At 56.4% G+C, this 17,200-nt stretch carries 15 protein-coding genes and 2 pseudogenes; 2 read left to right on the forward strand and 15 right to left on the reverse strand.

Annotation, left to right across the window (positions count from 1 at the left end; translation table 11 throughout):
* Positions 1-33 precede the first annotated feature (33 nt).
* The 11 genes and pseudogenes from ccpA to A0V43_RS12010 form a co-directional block, all read right to left on the reverse strand.
* On the reverse strand, positions 34-1,026 hold the full coding sequence (gene ccpA, locus A0V43_RS11950; RefSeq protein WP_063193159.1) for a catabolite control protein A: 993 nt from the start codon (positions 1,024-1,026) through the stop codon (positions 34-36).
* 304 nt (positions 1,027-1,330) lie between these two features.
* On the reverse strand, positions 1,331-2,413 hold the full coding sequence (locus A0V43_RS11955) for a bifunctional 3-deoxy-7-phosphoheptulonate synthase/chorismate mutase (protein ID WP_013144453.1): 1,083 nt from the start codon (positions 2,411-2,413) through the stop codon (positions 1,331-1,333).
* Positions 2,414-2,624: 211 nt separating this feature from the next.
* A complete protein-coding gene (ytxJ, locus tag A0V43_RS11960; RefSeq protein WP_063193160.1) occupies positions 2,625-2,954 on the reverse strand; it encodes a bacillithiol system redox-active protein YtxJ in 330 nt (109 codons plus the stop codon).
* 5 nt (positions 2,955-2,959) lie between these two features.
* Positions 2,960-3,355 (reverse strand): YtxH domain-containing protein, encoded by a 396-nt coding sequence (locus A0V43_RS11965; RefSeq protein WP_033006341.1) that lies wholly within the window; start codon positions 3,353-3,355, stop codon positions 2,960-2,962.
* Positions 3,342-3,785 carry a DUF948 domain-containing protein gene (locus A0V43_RS11970; protein ID WP_063193161.1) on the reverse strand — a complete coding sequence of 148 codons (444 nt, stop codon included), beginning with the start codon at positions 3,783-3,785 and terminating at the stop codon, positions 3,342-3,344. The genes A0V43_RS11965 and A0V43_RS11970 overlap by 14 nt, the downstream gene beginning before the upstream one ends.
* A gap of 145 nt (positions 3,786-3,930) precedes the next feature.
* Positions 3,931-5,235 (reverse strand): UDP-N-acetylmuramate--L-alanine ligase, encoded by a 1,305-nt coding sequence (gene murC / locus A0V43_RS11975; protein ID WP_063193162.1) that lies wholly within the window; start codon positions 5,233-5,235, stop codon positions 3,931-3,933.
* A gap of 140 nt (positions 5,236-5,375) precedes the next feature.
* Positions 5,376-7,178: a DNA translocase FtsK gene (locus A0V43_RS20500; protein ID WP_269465482.1), complete on the reverse strand. Its 1,803-nt coding sequence runs from the start codon at positions 7,176-7,178 to the stop codon at positions 5,376-5,378.
* Positions 7,179-7,835: 657 nt separating this feature from the next.
* A complete protein-coding gene (gene ytpR, locus A0V43_RS11990) occupies positions 7,836-8,441 on the reverse strand; it encodes a YtpR family tRNA-binding protein (RefSeq protein WP_063193164.1) in 606 nt (201 codons plus the stop codon).
* 20 nt (positions 8,442-8,461) lie between these two features.
* Positions 8,462-9,259, reverse strand: a complete 798-nt coding sequence (locus tag A0V43_RS11995; protein WP_063193165.1) for a DUF1444 domain-containing protein — start codon at positions 9,257-9,259, stop codon at positions 8,462-8,464.
* Positions 9,260-9,486: 227 nt separating this feature from the next.
* Positions 9,487-10,016: pseudogene (locus tag A0V43_RS12005) on the reverse strand (DUF84 family protein).
* A gap of 45 nt (positions 10,017-10,061) precedes the next feature.
* Positions 10,062-11,138 (reverse strand): M42 family metallopeptidase, encoded by a 1,077-nt coding sequence (locus A0V43_RS12010; RefSeq protein ID WP_063193166.1) that lies wholly within the window; start codon positions 11,136-11,138, stop codon positions 10,062-10,064.
* Positions 11,139-11,415: 277 nt separating this feature from the next.
* Here A0V43_RS12010 and A0V43_RS12015 point away from each other — a divergent pair, with 277 nt between their 5' ends.
* Entirely contained in the window at positions 11,416-11,715 is a 300-nt protein-coding gene (locus tag A0V43_RS12015) for a PepSY domain-containing protein (RefSeq protein WP_063193167.1), read from the forward strand.
* Here the strand turns inward: A0V43_RS12015 and A0V43_RS12020 are convergent.
* Positions 11,710-12,558 (reverse strand): YtnP family quorum-quenching lactonase, encoded by an 849-nt coding sequence (locus tag A0V43_RS12020; protein WP_063193168.1) that lies wholly within the window; start codon positions 12,556-12,558, stop codon positions 11,710-11,712. The genes A0V43_RS12015 and A0V43_RS12020 overlap by 6 nt on opposite strands.
* Before the next feature lie 79 nt (positions 12,559-12,637).
* Entirely contained in the window at positions 12,638-13,291 is a 654-nt protein-coding gene (trmB, locus tag A0V43_RS12025) for a tRNA (guanosine(46)-N7)-methyltransferase TrmB (protein ID WP_063193169.1), read from the reverse strand.
* A gap of 208 nt (positions 13,292-13,499) precedes the next feature.
* Between trmB and A0V43_RS12030 the strand changes: the two genes are divergently transcribed.
* A complete protein-coding gene (locus A0V43_RS12030; RefSeq protein WP_063193170.1) occupies positions 13,500-13,769 on the forward strand; it encodes a YtzH-like family protein in 270 nt (89 codons plus the stop codon).
* A gap of 109 nt (positions 13,770-13,878) precedes the next feature.
* Here the strand turns inward: A0V43_RS12030 and A0V43_RS12035 are convergent, their stop codons facing one another.
* Positions 13,879-14,661, reverse strand: coding sequence for a phosphotransferase family protein (locus tag A0V43_RS12035; RefSeq protein WP_063193171.1), 783 nt, complete (start codon positions 14,659-14,661; stop codon positions 13,879-13,881).
* 307 nt (positions 14,662-14,968) lie between these two features.
* Positions 14,969-17,123: pseudogene (gene pulA / locus A0V43_RS12045) on the reverse strand (type I pullulanase).
* Positions 17,124-17,200: the final 77 nt, after the last annotated feature.

Here is a 17,200-nt window from a genome sequence, read left to right on the forward strand (position 1 = left end):
AGAAGCTGGCCCCCATGTTGAGGCCAGCTTTTTTCATTTCGTCGACTCCCGCACTTCAAGCCGGTGCGGTAAGACAACGATATGGTGGTCCACTGGCTCTTTGTTCATATACTTCGTCAAGAGCCGCATCGCCACCGCTCCGATGTCGTACATCGGCTGCACGACGGTCGTCAGCCGCGGCCGCACCATCGTCGCCAATCGCGTGTTGTCAAAACCGACGACTTCCAGTTCATCCGGCACGCGCACCCCGTGGTCTTGGGCGCTGTGGATGATGCCGAGCGCCATTTCGTCCGTGCCGGCAAACACCGCCGTCGGCCGTTCGGCAAGCTCTGTGATTTTCTCATACGCCTCCAAGCCGGAGTCGTACGAGTTGTCGCCCTCAATGACGAGCTCTTCCTCATACGGCGCGCCGTGTTCCTCAAGCGCGCGCCGATAGCCAGCCAACTTCCGCTGGTTGATCGGGTCGTCAGTCGGACCGGTCACATAGACAATGCGGCGGTTTCCTTTTTCCAGCAAATACGTCACCGCTTCAAACGCCGCCTGCTCATAGTCGATGTTGACCGATGGAATCTCCTCCGGCCCGATGGTGGCCGCCAGCACGATCGGCACCGACGATTTTTGAAACTCAGCGACGTGCTCATCGGTGATTGTCCCGCCCATAAACAAAAGGCCGTCCACTTGCTTGGCGAGCATCGTGTTGAGCAAATGCAGCTCTTTTTCTTTGTTTTGGTCGGAGTTGCTTAAAATAATGTTGTATTTGTACATTGTCGCAATGTCTTCAATGCCGCGCGCCAATTCGGCGAAGAAAATGCTTGAGATGTCCGGGATGATCACTCCGACCGTCGTCGTTTTTTTGCTAGCGAGCCCCCGCGCCACGGCGTTCGGGCGGTAGCCGAGCCGTTCGATGGCCTCCAGCACTTTTTTCCTCGTCGACGGTTTGACGTTCGGGTTGCCATTGACGACGCGCGAGACGGTCGCCATCGAGACGTTCGCCTCCCGCGCCACATCATAAATCGTTACCGTCATGTTGTTTCACTCCTTTTCGCTCGATCCGATAACCGGTCAAAATCCGAATGTATGTACAACTATCATACGATACATTATCGCCAACTCGCAACGAAATCGCAACCATTTTGCCGGTTTGTTCACAAACCGTTCACGAGTAGTTTATCCGAAATCGGCCATCGGCATGAAAGAGAAGCCGTCATTTCACTGTCTTCTTTCGGCAATCGACTTCCATCTGCACCCAAAACAGAAGACGTCCCCAACACGATGGGACGTCTTTTCATGTGGAAATGTCGCACCTTGCTTTTTTGCCGGCCTCGCTCTCTTACGCCCGAACGAACTGACGTTGGAACGCGCGCACTTCTTCCATAAACTCGTTGAATTGGGCGATGTCCATTTGCTGGGCGGAATCGGACAAGGCGACAGCCGGGTCCGGATGCACTTCGGCCATGACGCCGTCGGCGCCGATCGCCAAGGCCGCTTTGGCGCACGGGATGAGCAGATCGCGCCGCCCCGTTGAGTGGGTGACATCGACGAACACTGGCAAGTGCGTTTCTTTCTTCAAAATCGGCACAGCCGAAATGTCGAGCGTGTTGCGCGTCGCCCGCTCGTACGTACGGATGCCGCGCTCGCACAAAATGATCTGCCCGTTTCCTTGCGACATGATGTACTCAGCGGCGTTGATGAATTCTTCGATCGTCGCCGCCAAGCCGCGCTTCAGCAAAATCGGCTTATTCACTTGGCCGGCTGCCTTAAGCAGCTCAAAGTTTTGCATGTTGCGCGCGCCGATTTGGATGACGTCAATATAGTCCAAGGCGATTTCAATGTCCGCCGGGGTGACGATTTCGCTGATGACCGCCAAATCAAACTCATCGGCGATCCGTTTCAAAATTTTCAGTCCTTCCACGCCGAGCCCTTGGAAATCGTACGGCGACGTGCGCGGTTTGTAGGCGCCGCCGCGCAGCAGCTTGATCCCTTGTTTTTTCACGGCCTCCGCCACCGCAGCGACTTGTTCATAGCTTTCCACAGCGCACGGGCCCATGACGAAATATTGATTGCCGTCGCCGATTCGCTCGCCTTTCACTTCGACAATCGTGTTTTCCGGATGCTTTTTCCGCGAGACAAGGAGCGCCTTGCGGTGATCGTCTTCCTGCAGCTCAAGCGCCGCTTTAAAAATTTCCTTGAAAATGTGCTGCAGCGTCGACGTTTCAAACGGCCCATCGTTATGCTCGGAAATGAGGTCGAGCATCTTCCGCTCGCGCACCGGGTCGTAGCGGTGCGTCCCTTGCGCTTCTTTAATTTTTCCGATCTCCTGAACGAGCCGTCCCCGTTCATTGATCAGTTTCAACAGCTGCAAGTTGATCTCATCGACTCGCGCCCGCAGTTCGTCTAATCTCTCATTGCTCATGCTTTTCTCATCCTTTCGCCAAGTGTCGTGCATTGTTTTCGCCGCTTGCCGGCAAGCGGTGCCCCCGTCTTGGAGAGCGAAGTCGTTTAATTAGTGTTTATTATAATCGATGGAGCTATCGTTGTCACGAAAAAAATGCTTTTTTGATTAAACGCTTTTAAGCAATAAAGCAAAAAGTGTGCAAAAAACCGCCCGCAATAAAGGCGGACGGTCAAGCGCCGACATGCTCCGAGAGCGCGCCATACGTAATGGCCCAATGGGACGCATGCCAGACGACGCGGCCGTTTTCAAACAGCAGCACTTGCGGCGACTCGTGTTTCACCTCGGTCGTTTCGGCGATATAGTTGGACAGCGGCCGCGCCTCTTGGACGTACAGACAATATATGGGAAGCTCTGGATGGTCTGCGGCGAACTTCTCGCATTCGCCAAACGCCGCCTGGCTGATCGGGCAGGTGAGGCTATGCTTGACGAACAAAAAACGCTCCGTTTCCTTCATGACGCGGTCAAACTGTTCGATCGTCTCCAGCTTCTCCATTCCCATCTCTCTCACTCCGCTTCTTTTCGCGATGTGATGCTTTGCTCGGCGTCATCAAGCGCCGCCTCGGCTTCCTCAAGCAGCTTTTGCAGCGTTTCCCGGTCGGCTGGCCCGGCGGATGGCGGAATCGGAATCGTCGCCTTCTTGGCTTCCTCTCCATCGTTTTCCCCGCCAGCTGGCGCCGTCGAGGATTTCAACGGAATGAAGCTGGCGATTTCCTTCGTTTTCTCTTTCGCCGTTTCGATCCATTCCGCAGCCGTATCTTTTACGGGCTCCCATCTGCCTGCATGATTCCACTCCTCGAGCCATTTCCGCCCTTTTTCGCTCGTCAAAAACAACGCAGCAGCCGCGCCGGCGATGCCGCCGACCAGCGCGCCAAGCAAAAATCCACCGTTATTTTTCGCCATTCGATACACCCTCCTTTAACGATTGTTTTTTTCTCCATTTTTCCCGTAAATCGAGCAAAACATTTGTCCAGCGCAATGCCTTCACCCATTTTCCTTGCTCCAGGCCCGCCCGCGCCGACAAACCGGCAGCCGCCTGCCGAAGCGCGCGGTTGAGCGAACGGATCGCGCCGCCGATCTCTCCGACCGCTTCGATTGCGCCATTTAGCGTTTCTGCTTTTTTTTGCACATCGCTGGCGATGCCGTTAGCCGTATGGAGAAGTTCACGAACTTCTTTCGCCACCGTTTGCACTTGCTCATCGGCATGGTCGATCGCCGCTGTCAGCCGGCGCAGCGTTTCCTGCAAAACGATGAGCGTCTTGGCTATGTAAACGACAAGCAGCAAAAAAGCAAGCGCGATGAGCGCCACGCTTCCATACAAAAGCCATTCCACCCGATTCCCTCCTTGCCCATTCGAACGTTTCATTCCCTTTGTACCCATCTTTTCCCGCTTTCAAACTTCGACATAGAAAAGACGGCTTCCTTTTTGAAACAGGAAAAACGGGCCATCTTCATCACAGCCCGTTCCCTGTCGGCCGTCAGGCGGAAAGAACGGCCCGTTCGTACGCTTGTTGAAACTTTTGAATGTCGCCGGCGCCCATGAACACCAACACCGCGTCTTGATGCTGCTTCAACACGGCTACGTTTTGTTCCTCAAGCAACTGGGAACGCGGAATTTGCGCCTGCAAATCACGGATCGTCAGCTTGCCCTCATGTTCGCGCGCCGAGCCGAAAATGTCGCACAAATACACGTGGTCCGCTTGCAGCAAACTTTCGGCAAACTCGCGCAAAAACGTCTGCGTCCGTGTATACGTATGCGGCTGAAAAATCGCCACCACTTCGCGCCCCGGATATTTTTGCCTTGCCGCCTCCAATGTCGCCGTAATTTCGCGTGGATGATGCGCATAATCATCGATCAGCACTTGGCGCCCGACCGTTTTTTCACTGAAGCGGCGCTTCACGCCTTCAAACGTTTGCAGCCGCTTGGCGATTGTGCCCGCATCCACCCCTTCGTAGTGGCAGAGGGCGATCACGGCGAGAGCATTCAATACGTTATGATCGCCGAAGCGCGGAATGGCAAACGAAGCGAAAAATGTGTTGCGCACGAACACATCAAACGCCATCCCTTCCGTCGTCTTGACGATATTGCGCGCCTGAAAATCGTTTTCTTCGCCGAATCCATAAAACAAAATCGGCACTTTCGCCTGAATGTTCGGCAAATACGGATCATCCCCGCAGGCGACGATCGCTTTTTTCACTTGATTCGCCATTTGCTGGAAAGCGGAAAACACATCGTCGACATTGGCAAAATAATCCGGGTGATCAAAGTCAATATTTGTCATGATCGCATAATCTGGAAAGTAGGAAAGGAAGTGCCGGCGGTATTCGCACGCTTCAAACACAAAGTATTTGCTCCCTGGCTCTCCTTTTCCCGTGCCGTCTCCGATCAAATAGGACGTTGGATGGGCTCCTTGCATCACATGGGCAAGCAACCCCGTCGTCGTCGTCTTTCCATGCGAACCGGTCACCGCGATGCTCGTAAACTTGCCTGCCAGCTGGCCTAAAAAGCGATGGTAACGAATGACAGGCACACCAAGCTGACGGGCTGCCTCGATTTCCTCATGCGTATCCGGAAATGCGTTGCCGGCAATGACCGTATAACCTGGGCGAATATTGTCTTTCGAAAAAGGCAGCACCGGGATTCCCCGCTCTTCAAGCGCCTTTTGCGTGAAAAACCATTTCTCTACATCCGACCCTTGCACCGTATAGCCAAGGTCATGAAGCACTTGCGCGAGCGCGCTCATCCCCGTGCCTTTAATGCCTACAAAATGGTAAGCTGTCATCGTTAAGCCCTCCAACCATCGTCTCTCTGTAAGACAGTATATGATATCCATCTCGTTTTGCCATTTCTCTCATTGCGGTGCACCATCCATTTCATTTCCTCATTATAGCACGCAAGGAGGCAAAACACTACCGCCCGCCCTCAGCTGTTCTGCTCGCGCCAGCGCTCCCACTCGTCCTTGCTCATCAACACATCGCGCGGTTTGCTGCCGCGCGCCTCCGAAATCAACCCTCGTTCCTCCATCATCTCGATCAACCGGGCGGCGCGGTTGTAGCCGATGCGGAAATGACGCTGCAGGCTCGATGTCGACGCCCCTCCTTGGGCGATGACAAACCGGCACGCTTCCTCGAACAGTTCGTCATCCTCGCCGCCCATCGACGCCGTTTGCCGAAAATCGTCCGGATCAAACAGATAGGATGGGCCTTGCTTCTCTTTCACGTGCGCTGCCACCCGCTCGATTTCCTCATCAGAAATAAAGCAGCCTTGCAGCCGCACCGGCTTAGCCGAACCATTTTCCAAAAACAGCATATCGCCGCGCCCAAGCAGCCGCTCAGCCCCATTCACATCTAAAATGGTGCGCGAATCGACTTGGGAGGAGACGGAAAACGCGATGCGCGTCGGAATGTTCGCCTTGATCAACCCGGTTAGAACATCGACCGACGGCCGCTGCGTCGCGATCAACAAATGGATGCCGCACGCCCGCGCCTTTTGCGCCAGCCGGCAAATCGATTCTTCGACATCGGCTGGGGCGGCCATCATCAGGTCGGCGAGCTCATCAATGACGATGACGATGTACGGCAGCGGCGGCTCGTTGCTTCCGCGTTCGCGAAGATGGGCGTTATACTTTTCAATATCGCGCACGCCGGCGTGGACAAACTGTTCATACCGCCGTTCCATTTCGCCGACCGCCCACTTGAGCGCCCCCGCCGCCGCCTTCGCCTCGGTGATCACCGGGCTGAGCAAATGCGGCAGCCCGTTGTACGGCGCCAGTTCGACCATTTTTGGATCAATGAGCAGCCATTTCACTTCGTGCGGCGCTGCTTTATACAACATGCTGATAAGCATCGCGTTCATGCATACGCTTTTTCCCGACCCGGTCGCCCCGGCGATCAGCCCATGCGGCATTTTTCGGATGTCAGTCACGACCGGCGCACCGCTAATGTCAAGTCCAAGCGCCACGGTAAGCGGCGATGGGCTTTTACGGAACGCTTCGCTTTCTAAAATTTCCCGCAGGCGCACCGGACGGCTCGTTCGGTTCGGCACTTCAATGCCAATCGTCCGTTTTCCCGGGATCGGCGCCTCGATGCGAATATCTTTCGCCGCCAGACTGAGTTTGATATCATCGATTAAACTCGTAATCTTGCTCACTTTCACTCCTAAATCCGGCTGCACTTCAAACCGCGTCACCGTCGGTCCTTGCGTCGCCCCAACGACTTTGGCGCCGATATGGAAGCTCGCAAACGTCCGGTCCAAACGCTGGCATTGGTCGCGAAGCCACTGCTCGTCGCGTTCGGCCGCTTTCTCGGGCGGTTCAAGAAGCGCCAATGGCGGCAGTACGCAGCCGTTCGATCGATTCGCCGCTTTTTCTTCGAGTTTGCGCCAATCTTGCTTTAACATGATCACATTATACGGGATGCGCGTTCGTTCGGGACGGGAAGCCTCTTCTCGGCGAACAGGCGCCGCCGAGTGACGGATTTCGCGATCTGGGGTCTTCTCCCGCTGTTCTGTCGAAGAAGCGCTCCCTCCGTCGCCATTCCTCATCTGTGACGGCACCCCTCGTCCTTCGCTCTCCAAGCCGCCGTCTGTTGCGTGCGGCGCGCGTTCGTTGCCTCGTTCGTCCAGCTCCTGCCCTTTCTTTTCATCCGCCTCGGCATCACGTTCTTCCTGCCCTGCCGCCGGCGCCAGCTCATGTTTTCCTTCCGTTTCCATAACAGCCGCGGGCATCGCTCCGCTCGCGTCTTCGTTCCATTCCTCTGCCCCTTGGCCAAAGGCGCCTCTTCTTTTGGCGGTTCAGCCGCCCGGCTTTCCGTTCCCTCTCGCGCGTCTCGCCGTGTCGCTTCTCCGCGGAGGGCCTCTTCCCGAACCGCCTCATCGCTCCGATTCTCCATGCCCCCCGCACCGGTCAGCTCGGGTTCATCCGCTCGTTGCCGCTGTTTCCCCCGATTCCGATCATATCCAAAAACCGGGGATGGCACATCAGACGGGCGGAACGGCCGTTTTTCCGCTATTTCCCTTGAAACGCCAGCTGACGGGCGCCGACTCGGCAGCGGCCGGGATGCCTCGCTTTTCGCCCGCCCCGGCCTTTCCCGATTTTCACCCGGCTGGTCATCCGGAATCAACGGAAAGCGGAAGCGGCCTTGCGGATATTGGTAAATGACATTCACCGCGCCGCGTTCGGGCATGCCGGCCGACAGCCGGGAATTCGTTCGCTGTTCGTTCCCTTCCTCTTCCTCGTCGCTCGTGAGAAAACGAAGCCATCGTTTCCAAAATTTCATCCATCACGTCACTCTTTCTTTGCCTTCATTGTCGGAAAAAATGCCACTGGCGTCGTTCCAGTGGCGAAACAACAGTCGGAATCCGTCTGCACCGCCCGTCGGAACGTCAAAAAACGAACGGCTGGCCGACCTCATACTCATCGGACAGCACCAAAATGCCCTTCTCCTGCGGGGCGTTTGGCAGCCCAAGCTCGCGGGCTGAACAAATCATGCCGGATGACCGGACGCCGCGCAGCTCGCTTTCTTGAATGACGAGGCCGTTTGGCATCACGGCGCCGATTTTGGCGACGACGACTTTTTGCCCTTCGGCGACGTTCGGCGCTCCGCAGACGATTTGCAGCACCTCACCGCCGACATCGACTTGGCAGACGCTCAATTTATCGGCGTTCGGATGCTTCGTTTTCTCTTTCACATATCCGACGACAAACTTCGGCGACAAGTCAGCTTCGATCGGTTCGTCAAAACCGTTTTTCGCCAAGATGTCGTTGATGACGCCGACGAGCTCCTCATTCACTTCCAGCGGACCGTTGCCGGAAAACGGATAGTACGAAGACGCGGAAAAAATGTTATAGCCGACCGTCTCGCCCGTCCGTTCGGACATGATGCGGACGACATCGCTTTGTCTGACAAACGTCCGTTCCTCATCCGCCGCCGGTTTCAGCGACACAAGCAACACGTCGCCGACCCCTTCTCGGTTGTAAAACACGTTCATCGCTCTCTTCCTCCTTGTCGCTACGTTCTCCGTTTTTTTCCTAAAATGAAAATCGGTTCAAGCTTCCCATTTTCGTATAAAAACGACAGCGCCGTGATCGGCACGCGGCCGCCGGCAAAAAAGCTCATCGTCATTTGCGCGAGCACGTCATAACCGATGTCGTTGCGCACATCAGCGATAACAAGCACATCTTGATGCGGAACAGCGACGGCCATCGTTCCTTCCACGCGCGCCCGCATATCGGCCAAAAACGATTCGTTTAAAATGCGGCTCGCATCATACCCGTCATTGGTGTTCACAAAATAAAACACGTTGTCCGCCACCCGGTCCTCTTTCACCGGCGTCGGCAACGACCTGACGTTGAAACGGGCGATTTCCTTCACCCGCTCGCGGCTCCAGTTGTCTTTCTCCAGCATGCGCTCATCAATCAAGCGATACGTTTTGCCGAGATCAAGCGCATAGTAAATGCGCGTTTCGGCTGTATGATCATCAAACAGCAACGGAATGCCTTCTTTCGTCTCCGTCGGAAACGACGCCGAGCGAATGACGGGATAAATGTTCCGCTCGTTGCCGGAAAGCGCCGCGTCTTCCTCCATCGTTTTCAACGTTTGCTCCACATAATAAACGACTTCGCGCACCGCCTCGTCTTTTTGTTCGTGCCATTTGGCAATCACGCCGGGAAGCGAGATCGTGACGCCTTTTTTCGTGCGGCGGTCTTCGACGCGCATCGCGTCTTGCTTGGCGTCAAAGCGAAACGTCCAGTGCCGGTGGGCGACGAGACGTTCTTTAATCTTCTCATACATTTGCCGGCTGTTCATTCGTGTTCCTCCTTGTTTTGCCGGCGCCCGTGCCTTCCGTTTCCCCCTTTCGGCCGGGGCTTGGCCAAGGGCGCATCCGGCGTTGACAATGCCTGGCCATGCCCGCGCGGCGTTTTCACCGTTTGGCGCCGCCCCTCGCTTTGCCGGCCGCTCGATCCAGCTCCTTAGTGGAACGCGGCCCGCTCATTCAGCCGGCCGCCATCATCGGCATGACCGTTCGTTATTTATCATACATGGAACGCCCCGTTTTGACAAAGCCATTCATATTGACCGGCCAAAAGCTCGACGATGTGGGAAAACATCGCCGATCGGTCAACGCGCCCGTTCGTCAGTACGCCGACCGCACCTTCTTTCCGCCGAACGTTCCTCCTCCCGGTGTACGCTTCCATCACGTCGCCGAGCTCGCGCCCCGCCTCGATGCCGGCCCCGACGTCCGGCGGGAGGGCGAGGCGGGCGCCGGCGGCGGCCACCACCACTCCGTTTCGGTCAGCGAGCGCCCCCAGTTGCACAGCCACCATTGCCCATCGATCTTCGTCACGCCGCCTTCCAATCCGATGCCGATGTCCGCCTCCGCCGCTTCGAGCGCCCGTTTGGCGCGCCCGATGGCGCCAAGCCGCGTCTCCTCATCGGACAGCGGCTGTGCGGAAACGCCTGATGGCACCTCAAGCGATACAATGCGGTATTCCTTTTCCGAAAGCACCGCCCGAACGGCGGCGATTTTCGCTTCGTTGTTCGTTCCGACCGCAACAGTTTTCATCCAGTGCCCTCCTTGTCATGGAAAAGGAGAAGCGTTCGCTTCTCCTCAGCTGTTTTGGCGAATCGTCTCGAACGTCGTCCGGTCGCACCGTTTGACGAGCTCAACGATGAGCTGTTTGGCCGCCGCGTAATCATCGATATGAATGATCGACGCATGCGTATGAATGTAGCGGGCGCAAATGCCGATCACGGCCGACGGCACGCCGCGGTTGGCGATATGGACCCGCCCAGCGTCGGTTCCGCCGCCTGGGGAAATGAAAAACTGATACGGGACGCCAATCGTTTCCGCGGTGTCAAGCACAAACTCGCGCATGCCGCGGTGCGTAATCATCGTCCGGTCGTACAAGCGGATGAGCGCCCCTTTGCCGATATGGCCGAACGCCTGCTTGTCGCCGGACATGTCGTTGGCCGGGCTGGCTTCCAAGGCGAAAAAGATATCCGGGTTGATCATCGCTGCCGCCGTCTGGGCCCCACGCAGCCCGACCTCTTCCTGCACGGTCGCTCCAGCGTACAAGACGTTCGGCACTGTTTCGCCGTTCAGCTCTTTTAACAGCTCGATCGCCAACCCGCAGCCAAACCGATTGTCCCACGCTTTTGCCATCACGGTTTTTCCGTTGGCCAACACCGTAAACGGGCTGACCGGCACGATCGGCTGACCGGGGCGGACGCCGACTCGTTCGGCATCTTCACGGCTTTCCGCTCCGATGTCAATCAACATGTTTTTCATCTCCATTGGTTTCTTGCGTTGCTCCTCATCAAGCAAATGCGGAGGAATCGACCCGATCACGCCGATGACCGGCCCTCCGTCCGTGATAATCTGCACGCGCTGGGAGAGCAGCACTTGATCCCACCAGCCGCCGAGCGGCTGAAACCGAATCATGCCATTGTCGGTGATCGCCGTCACCATAAATGCGACTTCATCCATATGGCCGGCAACCATCACCGTCGGGCCCGCCTCATCGCCGCGTTTGACGCCGAAAAGGCTCCCGAGGCGGTCTTGCACAATGTCATCGGCGTATTTCGCGAGCTCTTTGCGCATAAACTGCCGCACCGGATGTTCATAACCCGGTGCGCCTGGAAGCTCGGTCAACGTTTGGAATAATTGCAGCGTGTCCTCATTCATCACGCGTCTCCCTTTCTATGTTCGATTTCACCGTTCCGTTTCTTTCCGGCTCTTCACCACAAAGTGTACTTGACAAAGAAAGACGATTATGATAAAGACAATCAAAATAGCATTTTTCCTTTTTATACCACACATCTCTTTGAGCAACATTGCTATCATGTTTGTCTTTAAAAGTCAAGTGCATCTTTTGGTGATGAACCTTCTTTCCGTCCTTCTTACATGTTCCGCCAAAATCGGCTATACTAAACCGTATCAAAGCGAGAAGGAGGAAAGAAACATGGCTTGGAAACAGTGGCTCGTCGGCGCCGCCGTCGGTGCGGCCGTCGTCTATGCCATCCGCTCCGCTTCCAAACCGGCGCTCCTTGCCCCGGAACAAGCGCTGGCCATGGCCAAACGCGCGCTTGGCGGTCCGCGCGCCATCCGCGGTTCCTGGATTCAATCCGCCCCGGAGCGGTATGAGAAAAACGGCCTGGCGTACACCGTATACCGCGGCGGCGTCTGCCGCGACGACGGGGATGACGAGTTTTTCATCAACGCCTACACGGGAACCATCGTGGACGCCAAGCCGCTGTCATAGCGGCCGCACCCGCTTCACGGCGGCGGCCATCGTCCCGTCTTCCTGCCATTTCACAGCCCGATAGTAGGCATCATGGTAGAAGGTAAACCACGCATTTTGCTTTACGCCGTACGGGAGCCATCGCTGTTTGGCAAAAATCGAATCCATGGGGTAATCGTCGTACGCCATCACCCAAAGGACGTTTTGATGGGCGTGCGTGCCAAGCAAATCGCCAAGATGAATGGCCATCTCCCCGTCTGATTCGATGAGCACGATCGCATGCCCGGCGCTATGCCCGCCGGTATGGATGAGGCGGATGCCAGGAACGACTTCCGTTTCCTTTGTAAACGGAACGACTTGATCCGCGATCGGCTCCCAATTTTCTTTCCAATACGTATTGCGCGATCGGATGTTCGGGTTTCGCATTTCCTCCCACTCGACATCCGAGGTGATGATCGCCGCGCGCGGAAACGCCGGCACGAGCCGTCCGTCTTCCCAAACGGTCAATCCGCACGCATGGTCAAAATGCAAATGGGTCATGATGACGATGTCGATGTCGCGCCGCGTCAGCCCGAGCTTGGCAAGCGATTCATCAATCGCTGATTCTTCCGTGACGCCGAAGTTGCGCTTTTGCTTGTCGGTCAGCTTGCCGTTGCCGATGCCGGATTCAATGAGCAGCCGTTTTCCATAGGCTTCCACCAAAATCGGATCGGTGCGCAGCTCGATTTGATTGTTGTCGTTCGGCGGATATTTTTTCGACCAAAGCGGTTTCGGCACGACGCCAAACATCGCCCCGCCGTCAAGATGGGTGACGCCGCCTTGCAACCATGTCAAGGTGACTTGTCCAATTCGCAACTGTTCCATTTCCTCTCTCCCCCTCCACTAGTGTACCATTTTCTCCATCAATCGGAAATAGAAAAAGACCCGACCAATCGGTTCGGGCCTATGACGACCGCCGCGGCGGGCGCACCGCCTCGCATCGGTAAATGCGGTTTCCTTTTAAGGAAAATTTTTCCTCATACTCTGTCATGACATTGTCCGTCATGCCGCTTTGATGCAAGTCGAGCTGGACCGATGCGAGCACAAACCCATATTGCGACAAACTGACAAGCGAGTATTCGAAAAACGATTGATTGTCCGTTTTCAAATGGATGTCTCCGTCTTCCGCCAAAATGCGGTCATAGAGCGCCAAAAAGCCCCGATACGTCAGCCGCCGCTTTTCGTGCCGCTTTTTCGGCCATGGGTCGGAAAAGTTCAAATAAAGGCGCGACACTTCCCCGTCGGCAAAAAACGCAGTCAGATCTTTCGCATTGGCGTTCAGCAGCTTGACGTTCGCGAGCCCGCTTTCGATCAGTTTGTCAAGCGCGGACACGAGCACGCTCGGGTACAGCTCGATGCCGATGAAATTGACATCCGGATGAAGTTTGGCCATTTCCGTGATAAATTTGCCTTTCCCCGTCCCGATCTCGACATGGATCGACCGATCACGGCCGAACAGCTCGCGCCATCGCCCGCGCTTTGCTTCGGGATCGGGAATGACGTATTGCGGATACGCGGCGATTTTGTCTTTCGCCCACGGTTTGTTGCGCAAACGCATATTGACACCTCAGCCTTGTTTCCGTTTGTTGGTTTGACGATACCACACTCGCGCCAAAGAAGCAAACGCGAAAAAACGCCCGGGCCTGAACGCTCTCCCATCTACGCTCACGCGTGGAAACAGGGGGTCTTTTCGGTTTCGAATCATAAACTCGGCTCGATCCGGGCATGATAAAACCGTACAGCCTGGCGAAAGGATGGTGACCAGCATGCCGCTCGACTATAACCATCAATTGACCTTACTTCGCGACATTTTATCCGAACATCAGCTCGATTGCTGCGGAACGGTTTCCGAATGCGAACAAATTGAACGGCTCGCCAAATCGCTGCTCGCCAACGATGAGGTGAACAGCCAAGTCAAGCAAATTCTCCCCCATATTTACGCTTATGGCCAAGGCGGGAAATACAGCGCTGACTTAAACGCCCACATTTCCGCCCACCAAGGCCAGCTCGCCGATTGGGTGAATGGGCTGTCCTGACCGCGGCGTCTCCGTCATCGACAGCGGGAACAAACGGCGCGGCGACAACCGAACGCAGCGATCGCGCCGCCCCCAGCGCCGGCCGTTCGGACGCTGAGGCCTCGCTTGGTCAACTCTCTACCATGACGCGCTTCAATAACCGAAGCGACTGCTCCTTTTCTTTTTGGCCGTCCTTCCCTTTCGGCCAAAACAGCGAGTGCAACGTATGAGCGATCGTATACCACTTTAGGCGGAGGCCAAGCTCCTCGCTCCATGCCCATCCATATCGGTCGAGCCATGCTTCCCATTCGACGCGCGGAATGTACAGATGAAGCAACATGCCGATGTCGATCGCCGGATCAGCGATCATCGCTCCGTCCCAATCGATCAAGTACAACGTGCCATCGTCGGCCAGCAGCCAATTGTTATGATTGATGTCACAGTGGCAGACAACATATTCGCCATCCGGCAATGACGAAACATGCTGTTCAAGCCAGTCAAGCGCCTGACAGACGACAGAACCACCGGCCGGATGGCGCCGCTGTTGCTCAGCGAGCGCAGCGAGCATCTTCTTCGCGCGCAGCGGAGATTTGCCGAGCCGCTTCAGCATCGTCACCAGCTCTTTTGAACGATGGATTTTCCTTAGCAGCGCCGCCACTTGCTCGCTTCCCATCTCCCACGGCTTCAGCTCCCGGCCGTTCAGCCATTGCTGGGCCGTAAACACATCGCCGTTTTCGAGCCGCTTCGTCCATACAAGCTTCGGGACGATGCCCTCGGCCGACAATACAGCAAGAAACGGAGAAGAATTCCGCTTTAAAAACAATTTCTTTCCTTCATATTCCGCAAAATACGCATCCCCTGTAGCGCCGCCAGCGGGAGTGATCTCCCACTCCTTACCTAGTAACTGTTCCAAGCGTGTTCACCTGCGACTTAAAAATAGAAACGTCTCCGTTTGCTTCTCGCGCCCAAATAAAAAGGACGGCCAGGCCGCGTCCTTCTTCCGTCCATTTTACTTGTATTATACTGAAATACCGCTCCGGCATGCAAACATTTTTCTCGGCAAACGCCTTGCTTAAAACTGCCAAAGCGGAAGCGCCCGCGGCTCCCACTCCGGTCGGCCGCCCTTTCCCGTTTCGTCTCAACGGCGGCATGTTTCATCAAATCGATCACCACCGCTCCTCTGCAAACCTTGAGACAATTCCCACGCGCCGTCTGAGCGATTACCCCGCAGGCTGGACGAGCACCCATGTGCCGACGCCGTCGAGCCGAAGCATGCCGCGCGCTTGGCCAAAGGGCGTTGTCCCGCATCGCTGTCCGTCGCATACAACCGCCCACTCGCGCTCGTCGGGGAGCGCAATGGCGGTCTCTTTCTCCTCGTTATGATGCACGACGATGATGTCCTCCCAAGGCCCATAGACGGCGACATCATGCAGCCGATAGGCGATGACCGACGGCGGCAGCGGCTCAAGAAACGTGAAATGACGCAGCACTTCCGCTTCCGTCGCGAGGCGGAACGCGCCATGCGCGCGGCGAAGAGCGATCAATCCTTGAACGTAGCGGACGTCGTCTTCATAGCGGCTTTTCCGCCCCAATCCAGCTGATTGACCGCATCCGGCGATCGGTAGCTGTTCCCATCGCCGCCTTTCGTCCGATAAAACTCTTGGCCGCTGTGCAAAAACGGAATGCCTTGCGCCAACAGAACGATCGCCGTCGCCAGCTTTTGCCGCTTCCGCCGGAGCCATTCCGGCTCATCATGGTTGGCCGCCTCCATCTTATCCCAAAACGTATGGTTGTCATGGCATTCGACGTAATTGATCGACTGACGCGGGTGGCAAAACAGCCCGCCTAGCGCTCGCAAGCTCCCGGCAATGGCGAGCTTCACCTGTTCTCGGCCGCCTGGGTTGCCGAGGGCGAACCCACGGTCCGGCAAATGAAAGGTGCTCCCTTTCACCGCATCGCGAAACCGGTCATTGAAATAAGCGAAGCGCGGCAGCTGCTTGGCGTTGGCCATCGTCGCCTTTTGTTCCGGTGGAAGGGGCGTCGGCAAGTCCCAACCTTCCCATACACAAGGATCGACGGATCGATGGCGTCGAGGGCATCACGCACCGCTTTCATCGTCTCGATATCGTGCACGCCCATCAAATCAAAGCGAAACCCGTCAATGCCATATTCTTTCGCCCAAAATACAACCGAATCGACGATCCAGCGGCGCGCCATCCGCCGCTCCGAAGCGATGTCGTTGCCGACGCCGGTGCCGTTGGCCGGTTGGCCATAGGCGTCGTAGCGGAAGTAATAGCCGGGAACGAGCCTCTCAAGCGGCGATTGCTCCCGATCGTAGACATGGTTGTAGACCGCATCCATCACGACGCGCAATCCGTTTTCATGCAACGTGCGGATCGTCTGTTTCAACTCGATGATGCGCGCGTATGGATCCGCTGGATCGGTCGCATAACTCCCTTCCGGCGCATATAGATGAAGGGGATTGTATCCCCAGTTGTAAGCCGCTTGTGGGTCGCGCTCATCAACCCCGGCAAAATCGGTAAACGGCATGAGCTGCACATGGGTGACGCCCAGCTCTTTGACATACGAAAGCCCGGTGGCCGTCCCGTTCGGCCCGCTTGTGTTCGTTTCAGCCAGCCCGAGATACTTCCCTTTATGGACGGCGCCGCTGTCCGGGTGGCTCGTAAAGTCACGGATGCTCAGTTCATAAATGATGGCATCCGTCGGCGAACAGAGCGGCGGAAGCGGCGAAGAGGGCGGCGCCAGCTTCGTTTTCTCCCAGTCGATCACGACGCCGAATTCGCCATTGATCGAAACAGCAGTCGCATACGGGTCCACCGCCTCGCGCCATACGCGGTTGATGCAGGTGATATACGTGTAACACGCTCTCTCCCAATCGCCGGGGACGGCGGCTGACCATACGCCGCGCTCGCCGCGCTCAAGCGGCACGCAATGAACCTCGCCGAGATGCGGATGAACAAGCTTGACGTTGACCGCGGTGGCGGTCGGCGCCCATACGCGAAATACCGCCTGTTCTTTGGAATACTCCACTCCTAACGGCCCATCATAGAAAAACCGATCATCAAATGCAGGAGTGCGCACAACGGCGCCGATTTGAACATCGGTCTCCTCCCCGCGGCAAGAACGCACCCAGTATGTCGCTCCAAACTCGAATGCGGACGCAAACCGGCACACATATTTCACCGTCTCCCCAACATCCTCGACGTGCTGCACGGACAGCGGAATCTCCTCGCCGCTCGGCGCCACGAGCGTAAATGGCGCCATTCCATCAAAACCGAGCGATTTCGGCGCAAGCACAACGATTTGATCCATCTCGTCCAAATAGGCGGCAAACGTTCGGCTGATGTGAAGCATGTGCGTTCACCCCTTTTTTCTCCCGTTAATACCATCATACGTAAAAGAAAAAGGGCGGTGCCAAATCATCGGCCGGT

Source organism: Geobacillus sp. JS12 (genome assembly GCF_001592395.1).
GTDB classification, from domain to species: Bacteria; Bacillota; Bacilli; order Bacillales; family Anoxybacillaceae; genus Geobacillus; species Geobacillus zalihae.

What these genes read in the sequence shown, in the direction of transcription:
- ytxJ (WP_063193160.1), bottom strand. Translation starts at nt 2,954, where the DNA reads ATGGGAATGGAGAAGCTGGAGACGATCGAACAGTTTGACCGCGTCATG.
- A0V43_RS11955 (WP_013144453.1), bottom strand. Translation starts at nt 2,413, where the DNA reads ATGAGCAATGAGAGATTAGACGAACTGCGGGCGCGAGTCGATGAGATC.
- trmB (WP_063193169.1), bottom strand. Translation starts at nt 13,291, where the DNA reads ATGCGTTTGCGCAACAAACCGTGGGCGAAAGACAAAATCGCCGCGTAT.
- A0V43_RS12015 (WP_063193167.1), top strand. Translation starts at nt 11,416, where the DNA reads ATGGCTTGGAAACAGTGGCTCGTCGGCGCCGCCGTCGGTGCGGCCGTC.
- A0V43_RS12010 (WP_063193166.1), bottom strand. Translation starts at nt 11,138, where the DNA reads ATGAATGAGGACACGCTGCAATTATTCCAAACGTTGACCGAGCTTCCA.
- A0V43_RS20500 (WP_269465482.1), bottom strand. Translation starts at nt 7,178, where the DNA reads ATGCCCGCGGCTGTTATGGAAACGGAAGGAAAACATGAGCTGGCGCCG.
- A0V43_RS11965 (WP_033006341.1), bottom strand. Translation starts at nt 3,355, where the DNA reads ATGGCGAAAAATAACGGTGGATTTTTGCTTGGCGCGCTGGTCGGCGGC.
- ccpA (WP_063193159.1), bottom strand. Translation starts at nt 1,026, where the DNA reads ATGACGGTAACGATTTATGATGTGGCGCGGGAGGCGAACGTCTCGATG.
- ytpR (WP_063193164.1), bottom strand. Translation starts at nt 8,441, where the DNA reads ATGAACGTGTTTTACAACCGAGAAGGGGTCGGCGACGTGTTGCTTGTG.
- murC (WP_063193162.1), bottom strand. Translation starts at nt 5,235, where the DNA reads ATGACAGCTTACCATTTTGTAGGCATTAAAGGCACGGGGATGAGCGCG.
- A0V43_RS11995 (WP_063193165.1), bottom strand. Translation starts at nt 9,259, where the DNA reads ATGAACAGCCGGCAAATGTATGAGAAGATTAAAGAACGTCTCGTCGCC.
- A0V43_RS12030 (WP_063193170.1), top strand. Translation starts at nt 13,500, where the DNA reads ATGCCGCTCGACTATAACCATCAATTGACCTTACTTCGCGACATTTTA.
- A0V43_RS12020 (WP_063193168.1), bottom strand. Translation starts at nt 12,558, where the DNA reads ATGGAACAGTTGCGAATTGGACAAGTCACCTTGACATGGTTGCAAGGC.